Origin of the sequence: Pseudomonas sp. R3-56, assembly GCF_051132075.1 — a bacterium.
In the GTDB taxonomy this organism is placed as follows: Bacteria; Pseudomonadota; Gammaproteobacteria; order Pseudomonadales; family Pseudomonadaceae; genus Aquipseudomonas.
Map to the genome: position 1 here is coordinate 3,634,708 of NZ_CP071657.1, position 16,523 is coordinate 3,651,230.

Annotated in this window: 10 protein-coding genes and 2 pseudogenes; 5 read left to right on the plus strand and 7 right to left on the minus strand. The window is 52.1% G+C overall.

Annotated features, from left to right (window positions below; genetic code table 11):
• Positions 1–20 precede the first annotated feature (20 nt).
• From J3P96_RS16245 to J3P96_RS16260, 4 genes are read right to left on the minus strand one after another with little or no spacing between them, the layout of a single operon-like run.
• Complete coding sequence (locus J3P96_RS16245; RefSeq protein WP_434652332.1) at positions 21–1,238, minus strand: Wadjet anti-phage system protein JetD domain-containing protein; 1,218 nt, start codon at positions 1,236–1,238, stop codon at positions 21–23.
• The gene (locus J3P96_RS16250; protein WP_434652334.1) at positions 1,228–4,647 is read right to left on the minus strand and encodes an SbcC/MukB-like Walker B domain-containing protein; all 3,420 of its coding nucleotides are present in this window, start codon (positions 4,645–4,647) and stop codon (positions 1,228–1,230) included. The genes J3P96_RS16245 and J3P96_RS16250 overlap by 11 nt, the downstream gene beginning before the upstream one ends.
• Positions 4,631–5,230, minus strand: a complete 600-nt coding sequence (locus tag J3P96_RS16255) for a DUF4194 domain-containing protein (protein WP_434652336.1) — start codon at positions 5,228–5,230, stop codon at positions 4,631–4,633. Before J3P96_RS16255 ends, J3P96_RS16250 begins: the two co-directional genes overlap by 17 nt.
• A 2-nt stretch (positions 5,231–5,232) precedes the next feature.
• Positions 5,233–6,639, minus strand: coding sequence for a Wadjet anti-phage system protein JetA family protein (locus tag J3P96_RS16260; protein ID WP_434652337.1), 1,407 nt, complete (start codon positions 6,637–6,639; stop codon positions 5,233–5,235).
• A gap of 469 nt (positions 6,640–7,108) precedes the next feature.
• Between J3P96_RS16260 and J3P96_RS16265 the strand changes: the two genes are divergently transcribed.
• Complete coding sequence (locus J3P96_RS16265) at positions 7,109–7,597, plus strand: WYL domain-containing protein (protein ID WP_434658214.1); 489 nt, start codon at positions 7,109–7,111, stop codon at positions 7,595–7,597.
• A 148-nt stretch (positions 7,598–7,745) separates the two neighbouring features.
• Here the strand turns inward: J3P96_RS16265 and J3P96_RS16270 are convergent, their stop codons facing one another.
• Positions 7,746–9,719, minus strand: coding sequence for an ATP-binding protein (locus J3P96_RS16270; RefSeq protein WP_434652339.1), 1,974 nt, complete (start codon positions 9,717–9,719; stop codon positions 7,746–7,748).
• Positions 9,720–9,958: 239 nt separating this feature from the next.
• On the opposite strand from J3P96_RS16270, the pseudogene J3P96_RS16275 reads away from it, so the two are divergent.
• From J3P96_RS16275 to J3P96_RS16290, 4 genes and pseudogenes are all read left to right on the plus strand, one after another.
• Positions 9,959–10,154: pseudogene (locus J3P96_RS16275) on the plus strand (IS5/IS1182 family transposase); the annotation flags it as partial.
• 4 nt (positions 10,155–10,158) lie between these two features.
• Positions 10,159–10,520: pseudogene (locus J3P96_RS16280) on the plus strand (GABA permease); the annotation flags it as partial.
• A 299-nt stretch (positions 10,521–10,819) separates the two neighbouring features.
• Positions 10,820–11,065: a hypothetical protein gene (locus J3P96_RS16285; protein WP_434652341.1), complete on the plus strand. Its 246-nt coding sequence runs from the start codon at positions 10,820–10,822 to the stop codon at positions 11,063–11,065.
• Between the two features lie 396 nt (positions 11,066–11,461).
• Positions 11,462–12,049: a DUF2182 domain-containing protein gene (locus tag J3P96_RS16290; protein WP_434652343.1), complete on the plus strand. Its 588-nt coding sequence runs from the start codon at positions 11,462–11,464 to the stop codon at positions 12,047–12,049.
• A gap of 977 nt (positions 12,050–13,026) precedes the next feature.
• Here J3P96_RS16290 and J3P96_RS16295 read toward each other — a convergent pair.
• Positions 13,027–15,555, minus strand: coding sequence for a TIR domain-containing protein (locus tag J3P96_RS16295; RefSeq protein WP_434652345.1), 2,529 nt, complete (start codon positions 15,553–15,555; stop codon positions 13,027–13,029).
• A 296-nt stretch (positions 15,556–15,851) separates the two neighbouring features.
• A complete protein-coding gene (locus J3P96_RS16300; RefSeq protein ID WP_434652347.1) occupies positions 15,852–16,262 on the minus strand; it encodes an NUDIX domain-containing protein in 411 nt (136 codons plus the stop codon).
• Positions 16,263–16,523 lie beyond the last annotated feature (261 nt).

Sequence of the window (16,523 nt, forward strand, 5' to 3'; positions counted from 1 at the left end):
GCTGATGGCCAAATCCGAGGCTACCGACGCCGGGCACAGTTCTCATCGCACACGTTGAACGCTTTAGGAAGACTGGTGGGGGGGAGTAAGAGTGGCTGCCCCTCCTGCTCCAAAAGTATCGGTCTTAGCTCATCGGCCAAATCTTGCCATCCAGCCTTGATTGCGCTTCTCACCATCGAGCCAAGCTGCTCTTTGCTGGCCATCTGACCACTGTCCTCCCAGGCATTCGATTCCATTGACCACGGTTTGATTGATCGGCCTAGTTGGGCGGCAAACTGCGCTATTCGAGCAGCAATCCTGAATCCACCCTCATCATGATCTCCCCAGTGATACACGCAGCAAGTACTGGGAAGCCGCGAAAGAATCCGTACATAGGCCTTTCCCCAGCTTGGTGAGGGCATCCCCGCAGTGTAAATAACCACTCCTTTCAAATCTGTTCCGAGTGCTCGTGCTGCTTGGTGGAATGTTGTCAGGTTTTCAATTGTTAAAAGCCATTCGGGCTCGCCTTGATAGCCAGCAATCGCTGAGTTCGCAACCCCTAGAAACGGGCGGACAATGGGACATTCAGCTCCACCAATTAGCCGCAGTTCTCCGATACCGGCAAGTAGGAACGGCTGAGGCTCTTTAGATATACCTATGGAGCCAAAGACTTCACTCCAGTGCCGTGCCGGTGAGTTGAATGCTTCGGCGGTCAAAATATCAATGTGTTTGCACAGGGCTTCGAGGCGTTTTGAGTTTCTGAACAACTGGACGCTGAGCTGGCGCAGGACCTGGTCTTCCTTAGCACCGGAAACCGCATCGAGCACTTGTAGTGCATCTACGAAATCGGCTGCCGAATCTGGACCAAGTGATCTCACCTGTTTTAGACTGCCCCAGTTGCTGAGCAGCTCCATTACCCGTGGGCCATGCTTCCATGGGGCTAGCAAGCCAGTTGCCTTAGCTACGGAAGTGCCGACAGTTGGTACCCCCAGATACTGCGAAAGCTTATCTAGATCTCGGAGAACAATTGCCTCCAAAGGGCGATCATCTCCTCCTTGCTTAGCCCATTCTAGCTCGATGGCACCAGTCACCTTGGCTGCCTGCATGCGAGCATGCATGTGATCGCGCTCATCAAGGCTTTGTTTCCAATAAGCGGACTCGTGCGATTTGAATGACTCTCGGATAGTACGGGTACTTCCGCTCAACCGAGCGCGCTCTGCCCGAGCCAGCAGCCGAGCAAGGACTGCATTACCCAGCATTGCTTTGCTCCTCGGCGAGACGAGTTATTTCTCGCGTCAAAATATCTGGGTTGAGCAAGTAGTTGTCGCTTTGAAGTAGCTCCTGCGCGCGATTAAGGACAGCGTTCTTCTTCATCTGGATATTGCGAGTACCAAAGCGCGCCATATCGTAGTAAATGCTCAAGAAGGACGAAAGCTTGCCTTGGTCCGACTCTGGACCAGCCATGATTAACTGCAGTCCAAGGCTATTGAGAAACTGAACAGCAGCTCTGATGTTCTGCGGATCCATTTTTTCGAATGCTTCATCCAGCAGCATTATTCCGCCGCCACTGCGGCTTCCTTTGGACCTACCGTAGGCCGCTGCCAGAGCCGCACCGAAGATGAGGTAAACAGGCGTGCGATGCTCGCCGCCGGACGCCGAACCGAAGCGATTGCTGAGCATGCCGACGGACACGTTGCTTTGGAAAATCTCAACGTCGTAGCTGAAGAAGCGACGATGATCGTTAAGCGGACTGGTCTCCTCAAGTAACACAGAGCTGTCGCCTTCTACCAGCAAACGAAACTCTTCCGGGATTTCGCCCGGGCCACCGAAGAGATCGTCGTCTACGCCGTGTGTACGAACGCGACGAAGAAAATCATGGAGATTTCGGTGTTCATCGACGACCTTGTACTTGAACTCGTATCGCTCATCGTTCGTGAAGGGCGGTGCAGACTTGAGCACAGCGGTCAGCCCAGTGATTTGCTCTTCGATTTGATCGAATCCGGTAAGCAGCGACTGAGCAACGTCTGAACGGAACACCTTTACGGCTGCAGAGTAGGCCTCTTCCGCTCTGTATTCCTGCTCGACCAATTCAAAGTCCTGAATGCGCTTGCGCTCGGCCAAAATAAACTCATACGCGCGCAGCCAATCCTGGTTTTGAACATCGTTGTTTTTGAGGCTGTAATCACTGATGAAGTTGGCGAACAGGTTCCAGGCTTCGCGATCCGAGGTTGAAGCCGTGGTGCGCGATCTCTGAATCGAGCTGTCGAGATGAAGGAGCTTATCGTTCCACTGCTCTCCATGCTTTTCATCCAAGCGGGTTCGATGGCGTTCAACCTCGCTCGCACTGTAGAGAGGATTAAGGCGGCTTTTGCGCTCCTGTACCAACTCAATCTCTAGCTGGGCTTTTATCGTGTTGACTTGGCTGCTTAGGTTCAGCTTCTTCTCCGCGAGGCGAGTGGATTCTGAGGCCCAACGCAATTCGAGATCTCTGGCCTTGATTGCGTCATCATCCGCCTGCTTTTTCTGCGCATTAAGCACATCTAGAGAGTCGGTCAACGTCCTCCCTAAGGCAGCCTGACAGGCTGCCACCGCGCCTGCGGTCCGCGTTACTGCAATGAACTGGCCCTCGATATCAGCCTGAAGTGCTTCCGGGTCCGAGAACGGCGCTAATTTTTTCAATCCGGAAAGAAACTTTTGGGCCATTTCAGACGCTGATTCGAATTGAGTTATGGCCGACTGAAGTTCTAAGTCGGCACGCTGACGCGTCGCACTGCTGTCTGTACGCCCGAGGCGCAATTCGCTGGATCCAGGAAGGCGTCGCCGTTCAATTCCTCCTCCAGAGCTGACCATGCCTTCCTTGGAAATTGCTTTGACACCAGAGCGAAGCTGATCATCGGTTTCTGCGAGCGCGGTGCGGCCGAGCTCACCTTGCAGATACCGAACAGCATTGAGGTTTTGGCCATGAATCAGCTGTGCCGCGTATTGATCATTGCCCTTAGCACTCCACTCGCGGACTCGGCTGGGGAGTGCCAGCTTTGCTCCATAGATGTTGCTGCCGGCCTTGCTTCGATAGACCCTAATAGCGTCGAGCTCTTGGCTTTCTTGAACGAGCAATGCTTCGGCATGCCGACCTAGCCAGCCTTCAATGGCAGGCTGCCAGCTAGCGTCGGAGACCGTAACCAAGTCGCAAACAGGCACCGTGTTAATGCCCGCATCAGAAAGCACTCCCATCAGGTGTGTGGTGGAGTCATGCAAGGAGGACAAGCCTTTTATAGCTCGTTCTTGAGCGAGGCGAGCATCACGCAACTTCGCTTCCGCCTGGGCCTGCTCATTCTCTGCCTGGGCGGCTTCACGGCGCATTATTCCGAATGCTTGCCCCATCGATTGAGCTGCGGCTTGGATAGCTACTGCTGGAGGTATCTCTCTGGCACGGCGCATTTGCTCCAAAGAGTGGGCATGGTTGGCCGTACTTTCGAGCTGCCGCCGATGCGCGTCCATACCTGGCAACCCGCTTACGGAACTAAGAGCTGCCACCATTAAATTAAGGTCAGACTCAAGTTGCTTCTGCTTTTCTCGCAACGTTTCGCTTAGCTGCTTCAGACTTTCTGCGCGGCCCGCTTGCTCTTGATAGGCAGGGTCGCTGTGGAGGTCGGCAATAGCACGATCTCTGGCGTCGGTTGCCAGTTTCATGTTCGCCTCAGCTCTGGACACCTCTATTGTCGCGGTCGCCAGTTGTTCGTCCAGTTTTTCAGCTTCGGCTTCGCCCGCGTCAATAGCTTCACCCAGACGCTCGGTCGCATAGGTATTTTTGAGAACCATAAGGTTCGCTTCTGATGTGCGCTCGCGCTTAACTATCGCGTATTTATCAGCCACTTCAGTTGCCCGATCAATACGGACTCTCAGCCGCGCGATGAGATCACGCAGATCCCGAACGTCGTCCAACCTAGCCCTAAATTGCTTCACCCCTGTAGGCATCGGCTCTATCAGATGCTGACGTAGAGTCGCATCCAGATTAACGATCCTTTCGTTAAGTTTGAGTGAGCGAGAAAACGCTGCACGAAGGGACTGTGGATTTGGCTTGTCACCGGGCCCGGCCAAGTGGTCGATCAAAAGGCGCCGTAGGAAGTCGCTTGGATTTTGGGACGAGAATACTGGGCTTGTAGATTCCAACCGACACAAGTCAACTGCCATATGCTGGAAGGCGCGCCAAGGCATCACCGTCTCACGAAGGCCCTCGATCTGAAGGTACTGCTTAGCGGTTAGAGCTACGCCGGGAAGAATAAAATATCCATTTACCTCAGCTTTTGGCTCATCCAAATAAGCTCTTATGGACACACCTGCTGTGAAAGGTATCCCGGTCTCGCTATCCCGAAAAACAAGCCCTACGTATGTGTTAGCGGACGTTCTGGCGTAAGTGCTCCCTCCAGGAATGTAAGAGCCTAGGCAGTAATCACGGAGAGTGCGAGCGTTGTGCTTGCCCTCGCTAGATGCGTTGAAGTGAGTCTTGTTGCCATCGGCAGCAAGCATGACTACCTGAATCGCATCAAGTAGCGCAGATTTCCCAGTCCCATTAGGGCCAAGGAACGCTGTGTTTAGACCGGTTTCTACGTCCTTTGCTTCGTATAGGAAGAACTGGACCAGGTTGATGTTCTCAAGCAGTTTCATCATCAGTTACCTCATCCAGCTCCGGTGAATGGGCTGCAAGTTGGTGCAGCGCAGTCTCTCCAAGCAACTCGACAATTCCTGGGCGAATCACGATCTTGAAAGGCTGTCCATCTTCAGCATCTGGCACCTTGAGAAAGCCGTACCGTTTTAGTGCATTAACGAGCTCGCGTAGCGTGCTTCGCTCCGGAAGCTCACGACTGAGCCATTCCTTGTAGGCGCGCTCAAGTTCTTCCAAGGAAATGACGGCCTCTCCATCGCTAATCTCAGCCAGCTGCATCCGGTCGTCGTAGAGACGGCGAAGTACAAGGGCCAACCGCGTCTCGTCCATGAGCATTTTTTCAGCGACATTGTGATTGGGGGTGGCGACTAGGTAGGAGTGATGCGGGTTGTGCTGAATCTCCATACCGAAGTTGGAAAATGCCTCCCGATAAGCCGGAAAGTATTTGACGATTAGATGGTACGGTCCGCGGCTAAGACGATCACTTGCGTACAAGACCTGCTGCATCATGAGCCGGTACCCAGCTCTCTCAAAATCAGCGCTGACGTAAATTCCTTCCGTCTGCTCTGCCAGTTTTTCCCAATTCACTGTCATAGCTTCCTCGCATAGATCACGAATTGTTGGTGTTCCATGTATTCGTTCTTGGTTTCTGCGTCGGGTACAAAAACGACATGCATGCCCGGAACCATCTGAAGATGAGGGTCATCTTTTCTTTTGGCTGGTGGGCAGCTGTCACGCGATGCGATTAAGAGCAGACGCTGGTAGCAGCACAGATCGCTAATTGATTCGATTCTGAGGTCGCCGGAAATGACTTCCGTGTTCTGTCCCAGATGGGCGGCGACATAGTTGGCTAGCTTGGTTGGCGTGACATTGCGTTCGGCATTCATTCGCTGCCGAAGTGCTTCCATGGCAAGCTCCTCGACCGTCGGATTGTATGGCTCAACGTGTGTTGGCTCATGCGGTCGCTGCGCCGCGCGCGGTCTGGCCAGGCCAAATTCGGAAGCATGAAAATGGCCCGATATTTCTGGAAGGGATGGATGGTCTTCTTCCATGCCGCCGAGAGCACTCAGTGCCCGGCTTATCAACTTGTCGAAGTTGCCGGGAGATCTCAGTTTATATTCGAAATAAGCCATAGCTCGCTGGTGGGCATCACGAATCTCTTCGTCCAAGCGCTGCAAATGTTTTTCCACATCGCGCAGTCGCATAAGCAAGGCTGTGTCTCGCTCATACAGTGCTTCAGCTCGCACCAGACCGTTGGCACCGTCTGCGTACCAATTGATGAGCGTCGCTCGCATGTCCGCATCGTGCTGAAACTGCAGGACCAGGCCGATGATTTGTGAACGGAACTGCAGGGGGTGGTTGTTTGTTCGAAAGTCGCTGTAGTCAGCGATGAAGAGCTTCTCGATATACTCTTCGAAATACCCTCGGACAAACTCACTCGCGGTAGTTTTGGTTACCAATACATCCATAAGGTCCTGAATGCGGCAACTGGTGCTGGTGATATGAGCCATGCATCGTTTCGCCTGCGTTGCCGCCTCGTGATATAGCTCTGGTGCATTTCCAGATGCCACTTCACGCAGCGCAACGAAAATTGAACGGACTTTTCCGGCTAGAAACTCGGGTTTGCTCTGTGCAAACTCAGCGAGAACGGCGAAGAATCGAGCGATGACAGGCTTTACGGTCACCTGCTCAACCACCCCACGCCGGCGCTGGCTTAGCCAGCCTGCAGTGAGGAAAACTTGATAAATGCCATGGGCCCGAATGTTGATTGGGCTTCCCAGCTCATCCCATGGATCATCAGCAACGAGGAATGTTTCGATAGTCCGAATGACTGTTGTCTTCGGAGCCTCTTCCCCAGGAGACCTGCCGCCTTCGCCCCACATCTCCGCCATGAGCCGGCTGAGAACATCCCAGTAGCGGTGATTGTTCTCAGCCGCTAAAGGCCGAAATAAATCTTTCGGCAATCGTTCGAACAGAGGTGGTGTTATAGCGTCCATTCCCAACACTCGGCGTGAATTTAATAATATTACCGCAGCATAGATCTATTGATGCATCTATGCTGTCACCATTCAAACAATTTCTTCCATGGTTACAGCTATGCCCCGACGCAATTCAGCTCCGAAAGAAAGATATGAAGCGATCGAGATACTCCTTCTCTGGGAGGGGCGAGTCTCAAGATCTCGCTTGCTTGATCTATTTGATATCCACGAGACTTTGGCCAGTCGGGACATTGCGAGATTCCGTGAGCAATATCCCGCGGCCTGTGAGCCGGAGATGTCGACTAAGAGCTACGTAGGCTCACGGAATCTGGAGCCCGCGCTAACGCTTGGAGTCTTCTCCGAATACCAGCGTTTAGCTGGGGCGCTTGGAAGCCTAAACTTGGTCTCGACAGGTGTGCCCATCGAAAGCACACAGCTCAATGCCACCGCGATTCGACACCCGCTTTTCTCTCAAATACATCGAGCCATGCGGCTTGGTCTTTGCATTCGAATCGTTTACCGCTCAATGAGCACCCCAGAACCGCATGAGCGCGTGATTCGTCCTCACTCATTTATTCAGGCCGGACCACGCTGGCACCTTCGAGCCTATTGTGCAAAAGCTGCAGCATTCCGAGATATGAATCTTGGAAGAATCTCCGCAGTTAGCCCAGAAAGCGGTAGTAGCCTACCTGGGGAAGATGAAGACTTGGAGTGGCAGCAGATAACGTCGATACGTTTAATCCCCCATATAGGTCTGTCCGCTGAGCAGGCTCAAATGGTAAGGGAGGAATACATGGGGGGAACGGCTGCGGTTGTGTTTAGCGTACGAGCACCGCTAGTCCAATACGTAATCCAGTCCTTTAGAGCCGCGGTTGATCCAGTCCGCGAGAAGTCGCCGGAACATCTGTTGATGGTGCAGCATCCCGAAACGTTGCCTCAGAGCTCACGCTGGCTGCTGCGGGAATGCAATGCCTGAGTGGGGTGCTCCTCCACAAGCCGAACGCGGCTTTTAGCTCGGTCAATGAAGCTGAAGATCTGATCCACCGGTATCTGCGAGATGGCCGGCGAAATCCACATCCCCTCAGCCATCTAGCGCGGCTCATTCGGGGGTAGCGCTCCTAGTTTTAGTGCTCGACCTGCAACTCTGCAACCAACCCCTCCTTGGTCGCGTCGGCGTAATCGTCTCGCTTTAGCTTGAGGTTGTCGAGCATGAAGCCGTGCGTCAGCTCGAACCCATCGAGCAGCGTGTACCAGTTCATGACATACAGTTTCATCCGCGGGTCATCCGTCACGAGGCCAGGGTCGCTTCGCAAGACATGAGCTTTCAACCGGTTGGTGATGATGGAATCAGCAGAAGAAATCTGACGTCCAAGAAGGATGAGCTCAAAGTGCATCTTCTCCGACTTAAACTGTGGCTCGCTTGCGATGATTTCCGCGTAGTCCTCAAGCTGCCGAAGGTGCTTCTTGTTAAGAGATATCGCCGGCCGTTTTATCTCCACCACAATGCATTTGTAGACCCGATTCCCCAACGAATCAAAAGCTGGAAATTTTCGAGCCATAAAGAGGTCTACTTGTCGTTGCGCACCGGGAAAATCGGCCTCTTCATCTACGTCGTCCATGCTCAGTGGCGACCGTCTCATGACCTCATCCCGCATGCGACGAACAATCTTGGCGAAGGTATCCTCCTCCGCGCCTATGGTCTCGTAGCGTGGCCCGAACAGCCATGTGTTGGCCTCGATGACCTTTTGCAAGTCAGGCGTTTCGAGAACCTCGCGGTAGTGTTCGTTCATCACATATCGCAGTTGCTGTACTGCGGTAGCTCGTCGTTGCAGCACCTCGATGCTCGAAACGATATTTTCGAGCGAGGTGCGATGCAGCTGCTTCGCTAGGTCTTGCATCGACTTCTCATCAAGGTCGAGCGCACCTTCAAGCACCTCGAACAGGGCGTCGTTCTCGTTTGAGACGGCGAGCCTGTCTAAAAGACGAATGATCAGTTTCGCTTGCTTCTTGTTGGTTTTGTGGAAGACACGCGGTTCAGCGATGTAAATGTTACGCACCAACTCGCGGATGTACTGGTGCCGCCATTCTTTCTCCGTGTCATCCATTCCCGCGTAGCTCGGGAAGTAGCCTTCATCTTCGTAACTCTGTACCACCTCCTCGGCTCGCACGCGCAGGAAATCGTCATACACAGACTGGCTCAAACGGTCCAACTGTGACTTGAACTTCTTCCAAGTTGGCGAGGCCGGCGTGTGTTCCTCAGGAGTGAGCAGATCCGGCTCTTTCGAGAAGATGTCAGCCCATGCGGATGTCACGCATATGCTGGTGAAGAAATTCGGCTTCTGATTGAGCGAGCTCAGTACTTTGTAGACAGGTGTCCCACTGGAGTTGAGCAGATATAGGTATGACCTCTCCGAGGTGGGCCGTTGCTCCCAGCGAAACACCTGGGCCTGAAAGACAGCATCCTCGGCCGCAATTTCTTTCTGAACCACTTCATGTTTCGGAACCAGAACGGGCACTCCGTTCAGTACTAACTGTTTTTCTGGATGCACGGCAAGATACCAACCGAACTCGACGGAAAATAACTCGCGAAGCTCATCCGACTCCGGCAGAACGCCCGTAAAATGCGTGAGCTCCACCAGAGTGCCCTTTCCTAGGGTCAGCAGCTCCAGCCTCTGCTCAGAGCTCTCTAGAAGTCGCCCCTCAAAATCTTTGATGGTCGGCTCGGCAACGTCTATTACTGCATCGACGTTGCTGAACCTAGTGAACCAGGATGCGTTGCGACAAAGCAGATGGAACGCAAGACGCCCGCGACCGTGCTCCCCCTTCATCGCGAGGTTGACCTTCTTCGCAGAGTCATTGAAGCTTCCGAACGTGTCGTTCAAGGTGTCGAACTCTATGCCGTCACCGTCGTCCAGCACAACTACACGCTCAACGCCGTGCATTTCGTTCTCAAATACGGTTATGGATACGGTACTTGCGGCAGCATCGAAGCCATTCCAGGCCAGCTCGAATAGAGGTTGCCAACGTTCCGCTGTTTTGAAGTGCTTCTTGATACCGGAATTGCCGATGGAGGCACTGCCCTTGAAAACGTTATTCATAAGCTTCCCTGTCATATTTTGGACGATTTTTGCATACCTCCTAAGCGAAAGGGAGTCTGGTCCACTTTAAAAGCTCGACCGACCGCCTCTGACCCGTGAGTACTCTTTATGAACGGCAGCTCTGGGTCAGATGCTGCCTTTCTACGACAGGCAGCAATCGGCCGATTCTGTTGAAAAAGTAGCTCCCCTGTCTGGCCTGCGGCAAAATCTCTGCATTGGCCAGCAGGGAAGCACACAGCATGATGGGGCCGTTATCGAATGGGCAGAAGCGACTCGTTCAACCTTGAAGATCACATCCCAGCCAACCACCTCCTGCGCAGCATTGATCGGTGTCTCGATCTGAGCGACTTGCGCCATTACCTCGCCGATTTTTACAGCCCAATTGGGCGACCTTCGATGGACTCTGAGCTGATGATTCGCATGTTGAACGTGGGCTGCCGCAGCGTTCCTCGCGGTATTCGCCAACTACGTGGCCCCGGCTGCGGTGTACGAATTCCTGCTCGCAAGTTCTGGCGCTATCGCCTTGCTGGTGTACCTGGTGATCGCCATATCCCAATTGCGCCCGCGCCAGAAGCGCATGGCCGGCGGCGAGAAAATTGCCTACAAGAGGTGGCTGTTCCCGGGCCTGACCTACGCGGTGATCGTATTCATCTCCGGATACTGACCATCATGCTGTTCCAGGAAGCGCATCGTGTGGAGATCCTGGCGACCGGCGTGCTGAGCGTTCTGTTGATCGCGGCAGGTCTGCTGGTGACGCGTTGTCGCAAGCTTGAGAGGCTTGGGGCGGTGGTGCTGGATTGATGATTTGATTCAATCTCGTCATGCAAAAAACGGCGAGCGCAACTCGCTCGTGCGGACGCCGATCAGCAACAACAATCAAAGGCCAAAATGGGTTGGTTTGCGCCGCCGTAATTTCGTAGAGCGGCCATCAAGCCGGGAGCTCGTCCATGCGAGAAAGGATTGTGGCTACCAGGCGTATGCGAGCGAGTGCATCTCGTAACACAATTCCAGAACAGATACCGAGGGAAATTCGGGGCTGCTTAGAGGACACCGCCAACGAGACGTTCATCGGCGAACTCAGTTTCGGGGCAAACGCCGTCATGGATTTGAAGGGGGTCATCACCCATGGCCACGGTCGTCCAGACCATGTGCACATTGCGGGCAGCGGGCGTCCCGGAACCTCGACACAAGACTACTTCTACAATTACGACGGATCGCTGACGGAGCACTGGCCCAACGGCGTGAGCCAGGTTCCGGCCATCACCGGGTCGGTAATCCGCATGAAGCCTCACAACGGCGAGCCGGCTGGACTGGTCGCCTCGTTCATCACCGTCAAGGCAACCTAGGCGCTGCTTGTCTAGATACTACCGGGTCGCCAGGGCATTTCGAGCAAGACGCATGCTGGCGACCAGGATTGGCTCCACTGTTTTTTTTGTTATTGACGACAAGGAGTCGGGCATGACAATGACCTTCACCCCAGCACCTGTCACCCACCCAACGTGGTATGTGCAGATCCGCGATGCAAACCGGTGCCGTGGGTTGAGTGCGACGTCATGCGGCTAGGCCCACGTCTACGCATTTTTACTTACGATCCCTGGCCATTGCTTTTAGCCGCGGCGGGACTCGGCCTGGCCCTTTCCGCTTACAACGAGGTGCACACAGAAGGTCCCGCGTTTTGCGTGACAGTGAAAGGGCTATCGATCATCACGAGTTGGCCCACAGTGCTGCAAGCGGAGCTCGCATTGAACCCCATCCACCGAATCCTGGCGGGTTGGGCCCTGATGCTTTTGGCCATGATGCCGCCCCTTCTGGCGATGCCACTGGTGCATGTCTGGCGTTCCAGCCTGCCAAGCAGGCGCATACGAGCGTCGGTCGTGTTCCTGCTCGGTTACTGTACGCTGTGGATGGCAGTTGGCCCCATTCTGGCGGCCCTGGCGTTGTTGCTACAGATTGCTGTCATAAAAAACGCCCTGGCCGTGGCGCTGCTGATCGCGATGCTATGGAGCGCAAGCCCGTGGCACCGTGCTGCACTCAATCGCTGCCATCAACTGCGCCGAATCAGTATGTTCGGCTGGGCTGCCGACAGGGATTGTCTGATATTCGGCATGACGCATAGCCTCTTTTGTATCGTTTCGTGCTGGGCCTGGATGTTCGTACCGCTTGTTAGCGGGGCATGGCACATTCCAATGATGCTGTTCACAGGCGCGACCATGCTGGCTGAACGGCTCACGCCACCGGAACCGCCGCGTTGGTGCTGGCACCCGTTTTTTTTTCCGACTCACCTCTACACCCTTCTCACTAAACACAATGCGCAGGGGCCCCATGATTAGGCGTTTTTGTCTGGCAATCGGAGTGAGCACGGTGGCCCCTGCCCCACCGAGGTGGTCGACCACGCTCCCGCAAATATTCACTAAATCCTGACGCAGGGTCGACAAAGCGATACCGTTGCTGCTGTACAGCCCCGGATTAAAACCTGAGCGGGCATTACCCGTGTGGTTCCAACGGTAGTTTTTAAGGCGTTTTATAAGCTGCTGCATGACCATCTCTCATCAGTCTCGCGATTGACGTATTGATGATTAAAGTGCACTCGCCAATTGAGCTCAGAGGCCAGCCACCTGATGGCCCCAGAAACGCCAAGAAGGGCTAGCAGTCACGACCGGGATGAGCTTGCACCGAGCCTTCGCAAGCTATCACCTCATCTATTCACGCCAGCAGGCCAGCCACCCTGATGGGACGGTCAAAAAGCCGCACACCGTCATCTATTCGCTGGCATTACCATCCAACGCCTGAGCGATCACTCGGAGGACTGCTTTCGGCCGATTCTGTTGAAAAAAGCGGCTTCGGTTCCACTGCAGAAAAGTGCGCATCTGAGATTGAAATCTGTGTTTTAGCGCAGAAGGTTTAGGACTCAGATTTGACGTAGCGACGTGCAAAAAAAGCGCTTTCACCGCTCAATACACGGGTAACCAGGCCGGATCGACTTTTTAACAGAATCGGTCGATAAGAGCCCTATACGACGGGCAACAATCGGCCGATTGTGTTGAAAAAGTCGACCATCGTATCCACGGCAGAAAAGTACGCGCCTGAGATTGAAAATCTTTATATTGAGCAAAGGGTTACGGGCTCAGATTTCACGTAACTCCGCGCAAGAAAAGCGTTTTCAGCAGTCAGTACGCGGGCAGCCTGGAAAAACCGACTTTTTCAACACAATCGGCCACAAGCGGACGATCGTGGAGGCCAGACGCACCTCGTTAAGCAGTAATTCCTCCGAAGCAATCATATGCTTCAGAGGAGTCTGTGGCCTTATCTATTTACCTTGATAAGCTTGCGCGATATCAATTTTCTTCATTAGAATTTCTTGGATTTTTTGAGGGAGAGCCCGCGCCCGCTGAAGCGCCGCTCTAGCGCCACTAAAGTCTCCACTTTGTGTCAAGAGTAAAATCCTCAACTTATCCAATTCAGCCACATTTCGTCTGTCAGCATTTTTACCAGCACCAATAACTATTTTCTGAACTTTATTTAAAGTCTTATCGGCATCAAAGGTATTGTTGCTATTAATTTGAATCTTTGCAAGAGTGAGCAAAACTGGCACATGAGATGGAGTAATTTTTTCGGCTTCCATTGCCCATTTTTCTGCTTCTGATGGATCATGCAAGCACGAATAGTAGTGTGCAAGTCTGCTTTCATAAAAACTTCGTTGTTCTCGATGCGCAGCCTCCTTTAAGTCCTCGAACAATGCATGAAGCTCTTTGTCGTCTCTCAGGAATTTTTGATTATCCTTGTTTCGTTCGATAATTATTTCAAGCAAAGTATCTAAGATAAAAGGATTTCTCCCTGCGATGTTCTGCGCAGCTCTAGAAAACTCTTCAGCATCCGCAAACTCTTCTTTAATCTTGAGGATCTGTGCAAGTTCACGAAGGATGTGAAAATTTTTCTTCCCGTCAAACTCGAAGGCCTGTCGATATTCGCGCTCTGCGATATCTATATTCCCATCATACCTTGCTTTAAACCCCCTTATAAAAGCAGCAGTCCTAAGTGCTGATGTGTGGCCATATGCTGTAAGCTTATCAAGAGAAGAGTATAATGTCTTATCTTGTCCCAATCGCACACTTGAAAGACAAATCAACCTTAGCGACTCAACTTGGGCTTCAGATGAAAGTTTATTACTTCCATGCAATGCTTTCTGTGCAAGCTCAATAGTCCGAAAAAAATCTTTACGATCGTAAAACTCTCTACTAACGCGCAACAAGTGTGAAGGTAACAGGCATCGAGCGAGGATAATATTCTCAGTGGTTATCTCTTGCCTCAAAGAGGAGAGCACCCATGCATCGATTGTAGATATGTTTGCATAATCATCAATTGATATATTGTTGACCCGTTCTAGAAGCCGACCTCGGCATTCGATGATAAATTTACGGGTTTCATCAGTCCAATTGTATCGCGAAAGCGTATCAAGGAGATAAGGTGCCATTCTAATATACGGACCCTCGCTTTCCAGAATCCCATGATCCGTAAGATAGCTGAGGGTTTTAGATAACTCCATTTCATCCACGGTTCCGATTGCGACGAAAATATCCTCCGCCGACAAGTACTCGTACTCTCGAAATAGCGCTAAAATATTCTCTTGTTCAGAGTCAAAACTGATACCCTCGATTAGTGACCTAGCTTGCTGGCGGATAGCCTCCAAGAAATCGGGCCTTTGAGTTTTTAGCCTCGCCGACCCATACTCTGCAGCAAGTGCAGCAGCAATCTGAATATTTCTAGGATGCCCAGTTACGTATTCAGAAATTTCATCTACAAGTGTATTGTCTATATCCGCCTGATAGTGTTTTAACCAAATTGATAAAAGTCGTTTGGAGGAGTTTTCATCTAGACTGTTTATTGGAAAGAAGGCCACGTTGGGATGTCTTCTTCTCTTTGTGGCGGGAATCATCCGCCGGGCAATTATAGCTAGCTTAGGCCATGGCGATGGCGCCAAACTAGACAAAATCAAGTTAATCCACTCTGCAAAGCTACCATCTTCACGAACTAATGATTCCTTCCCGCGCAAAAAAACAATTTGCCTTTGACTGGAGATTTTTTCGATTAATTCAACTAGGAGTTCTGTACGCTCAGCTAAGCTCAGCAAAGTAAACTGTTCTATTCTATTTATGCTTTGCAGAATTGTTAAATGCTCGCCCTGACTAAGGAGCGAGCGGTAAAATTCGATGTCCGAGTCAGCATCACGTAAAACTATCTCAATTGGCATCCTTATTAATTGCGGATGTACATCTTGAAGAGCACGCTTGGCCAGTGTTCGTCTACCAATACCATCGTTGCCAGCGAGAAAAATTGCTTGGGGTGAGTCCGCAGATAAGCTTGAAAGTGACTCTTTTAGCATACTAATTTCATTATCGCGCCCCATGAATATGGATAAATTAGAATTCTCCGCCAGAGCAATATCAAAAAGTGCTGAGCGTATTGCGGTTGTTATGATTCCCGGGCTTGAGGTTTTTCGATACACATACTCAAGTAGCCATTCAGGAATCTCGTCATGATCAAACTCATTGAGTAAAAAGACCAAAATTTTCTTGATTTTTCCAGAATATATTTTCTGCTGGGCCAACACCAACTCTGTCTGCACCCAGGGGGAATTTATCGAATTTTTAGATAAAAACAAAACAAACACTTCTGAATTGCTAATTGCTTTATAAATTTCCGACGCGCTTGTCTCACCCTTTTCGAAAGTGGCCTCATCATAATGTGCATGAGCTGCAGTTAAGTTATTAAACACCGGACCAACTAAACTTTTATCCTTACTACTATGAGATAAGAAAGCGCGTATTGAGGCGGTCACAGATATCATCCTTGTGTGTATTCGTTAGCGTGGTATTAGCTCGAGTAATTCGCTTCGGAGCCGAGTCTAAATGGGTCAATCATTTCATGGCTCAACGCTGCGCGCAATATCAATTAGCTATCAACGCCTACCAGTACGCGATCCCGCCGTTGCGCCGCGAATGTGGAGCGGAGACGCAGACGGTTCTAGCCGCTCCCGGCCTGCAACAGTTTGATTCCCGGTTCTGGGCCTGCTGAGCGGACATAGGCATAAGCCGAGTTACGCTACGAAGGCTCGCCATAGAACGGATGCTGAGCTTAACTGGCTTTACCGACCGCTGCCCTGCCCCCCGTATCAGACGCGCAGCACTTGAGCAATGTCCTGATCGCGCCACGGACATTACGTTTGCTTAACTCTTTTATTGTAAACCAGCGACAGTCATCGATTTCATTGGCCGCACGGGGCTTCTGGTTTATGGCCGGTGTTGCTTCGAGGAGAAAATGAACGACCTTGTCATCCATGTACTGCGAGACATAGGAAAGCTGGTCAAATATCAGCCCCGTTTCCTCAGCCATTTCTCGCCTCGCTGCTTGCAAAGGCGTCTCGCCCTTTTCTACGCGACCTCCTGGCAGATTCCATTTGGCATTGCCCTTGCGCACAAATAGGATCTGATCGGAAGATGATGGTGTTGGCTTTGGTGACGTGTGAACGCTCAACTGTCCCATCATGCTGTGTGATCCCCCTCCGGCCAATGAAGTGATTTTGCCGGAGGCCAGTCAGGGGAGCTACTTTTTCAACAGAATCGGCCAGAAGCTGCCGTTCATGAAGTCCTATCTGCTACCAACGACAGTCGCAACTGATAGCTTTGAGCCGAAATCCCCCCTCGTTGAGCTTCGCGGAACCCCCAAATGCCCGGAGCTCAGCTCAGATCGAACCAGCGCCCAGCCCTAGCTAGGCCAGTGCGATAGCAATCAATCATTGACGAGACT

Coding starts and splice junctions, on each gene's coding strand:
- J3P96_RS16245 (WP_434652332.1), bottom strand. CDS start 1,238: ATGCTGGGTAATGCAGTCCTTGCTCGGCTGCTGGCTCGGGCAGAGCGC.
- J3P96_RS16250 (WP_434652334.1), bottom strand. CDS start 4,647: ATGATGAAACTGCTTGAGAACATCAACCTGGTCCAGTTCTTCCTATAC.
- J3P96_RS16260 (WP_434652337.1), bottom strand. CDS start 6,639: ATGGACGCTATAACACCACCTCTGTTCGAACGATTGCCGAAAGATTTA.
- J3P96_RS16265 (WP_434658214.1), top strand. CDS start 7,109: ATGCGGCTTGGTCTTTGCATTCGAATCGTTTACCGCTCAATGAGCACC.
- J3P96_RS16270 (WP_434652339.1), bottom strand. CDS start 9,719: ATGAATAACGTTTTCAAGGGCAGTGCCTCCATCGGCAATTCCGGTATC.
- J3P96_RS16285 (WP_434652341.1), top strand. CDS start 10,820: ATGGATTTGAAGGGGGTCATCACCCATGGCCACGGTCGTCCAGACCAT.
- J3P96_RS16300 (WP_434652347.1), bottom strand. CDS start 16,262: ATGATGGGACAGTTGAGCGTTCACACGTCACCAAAGCCAACACCATCA.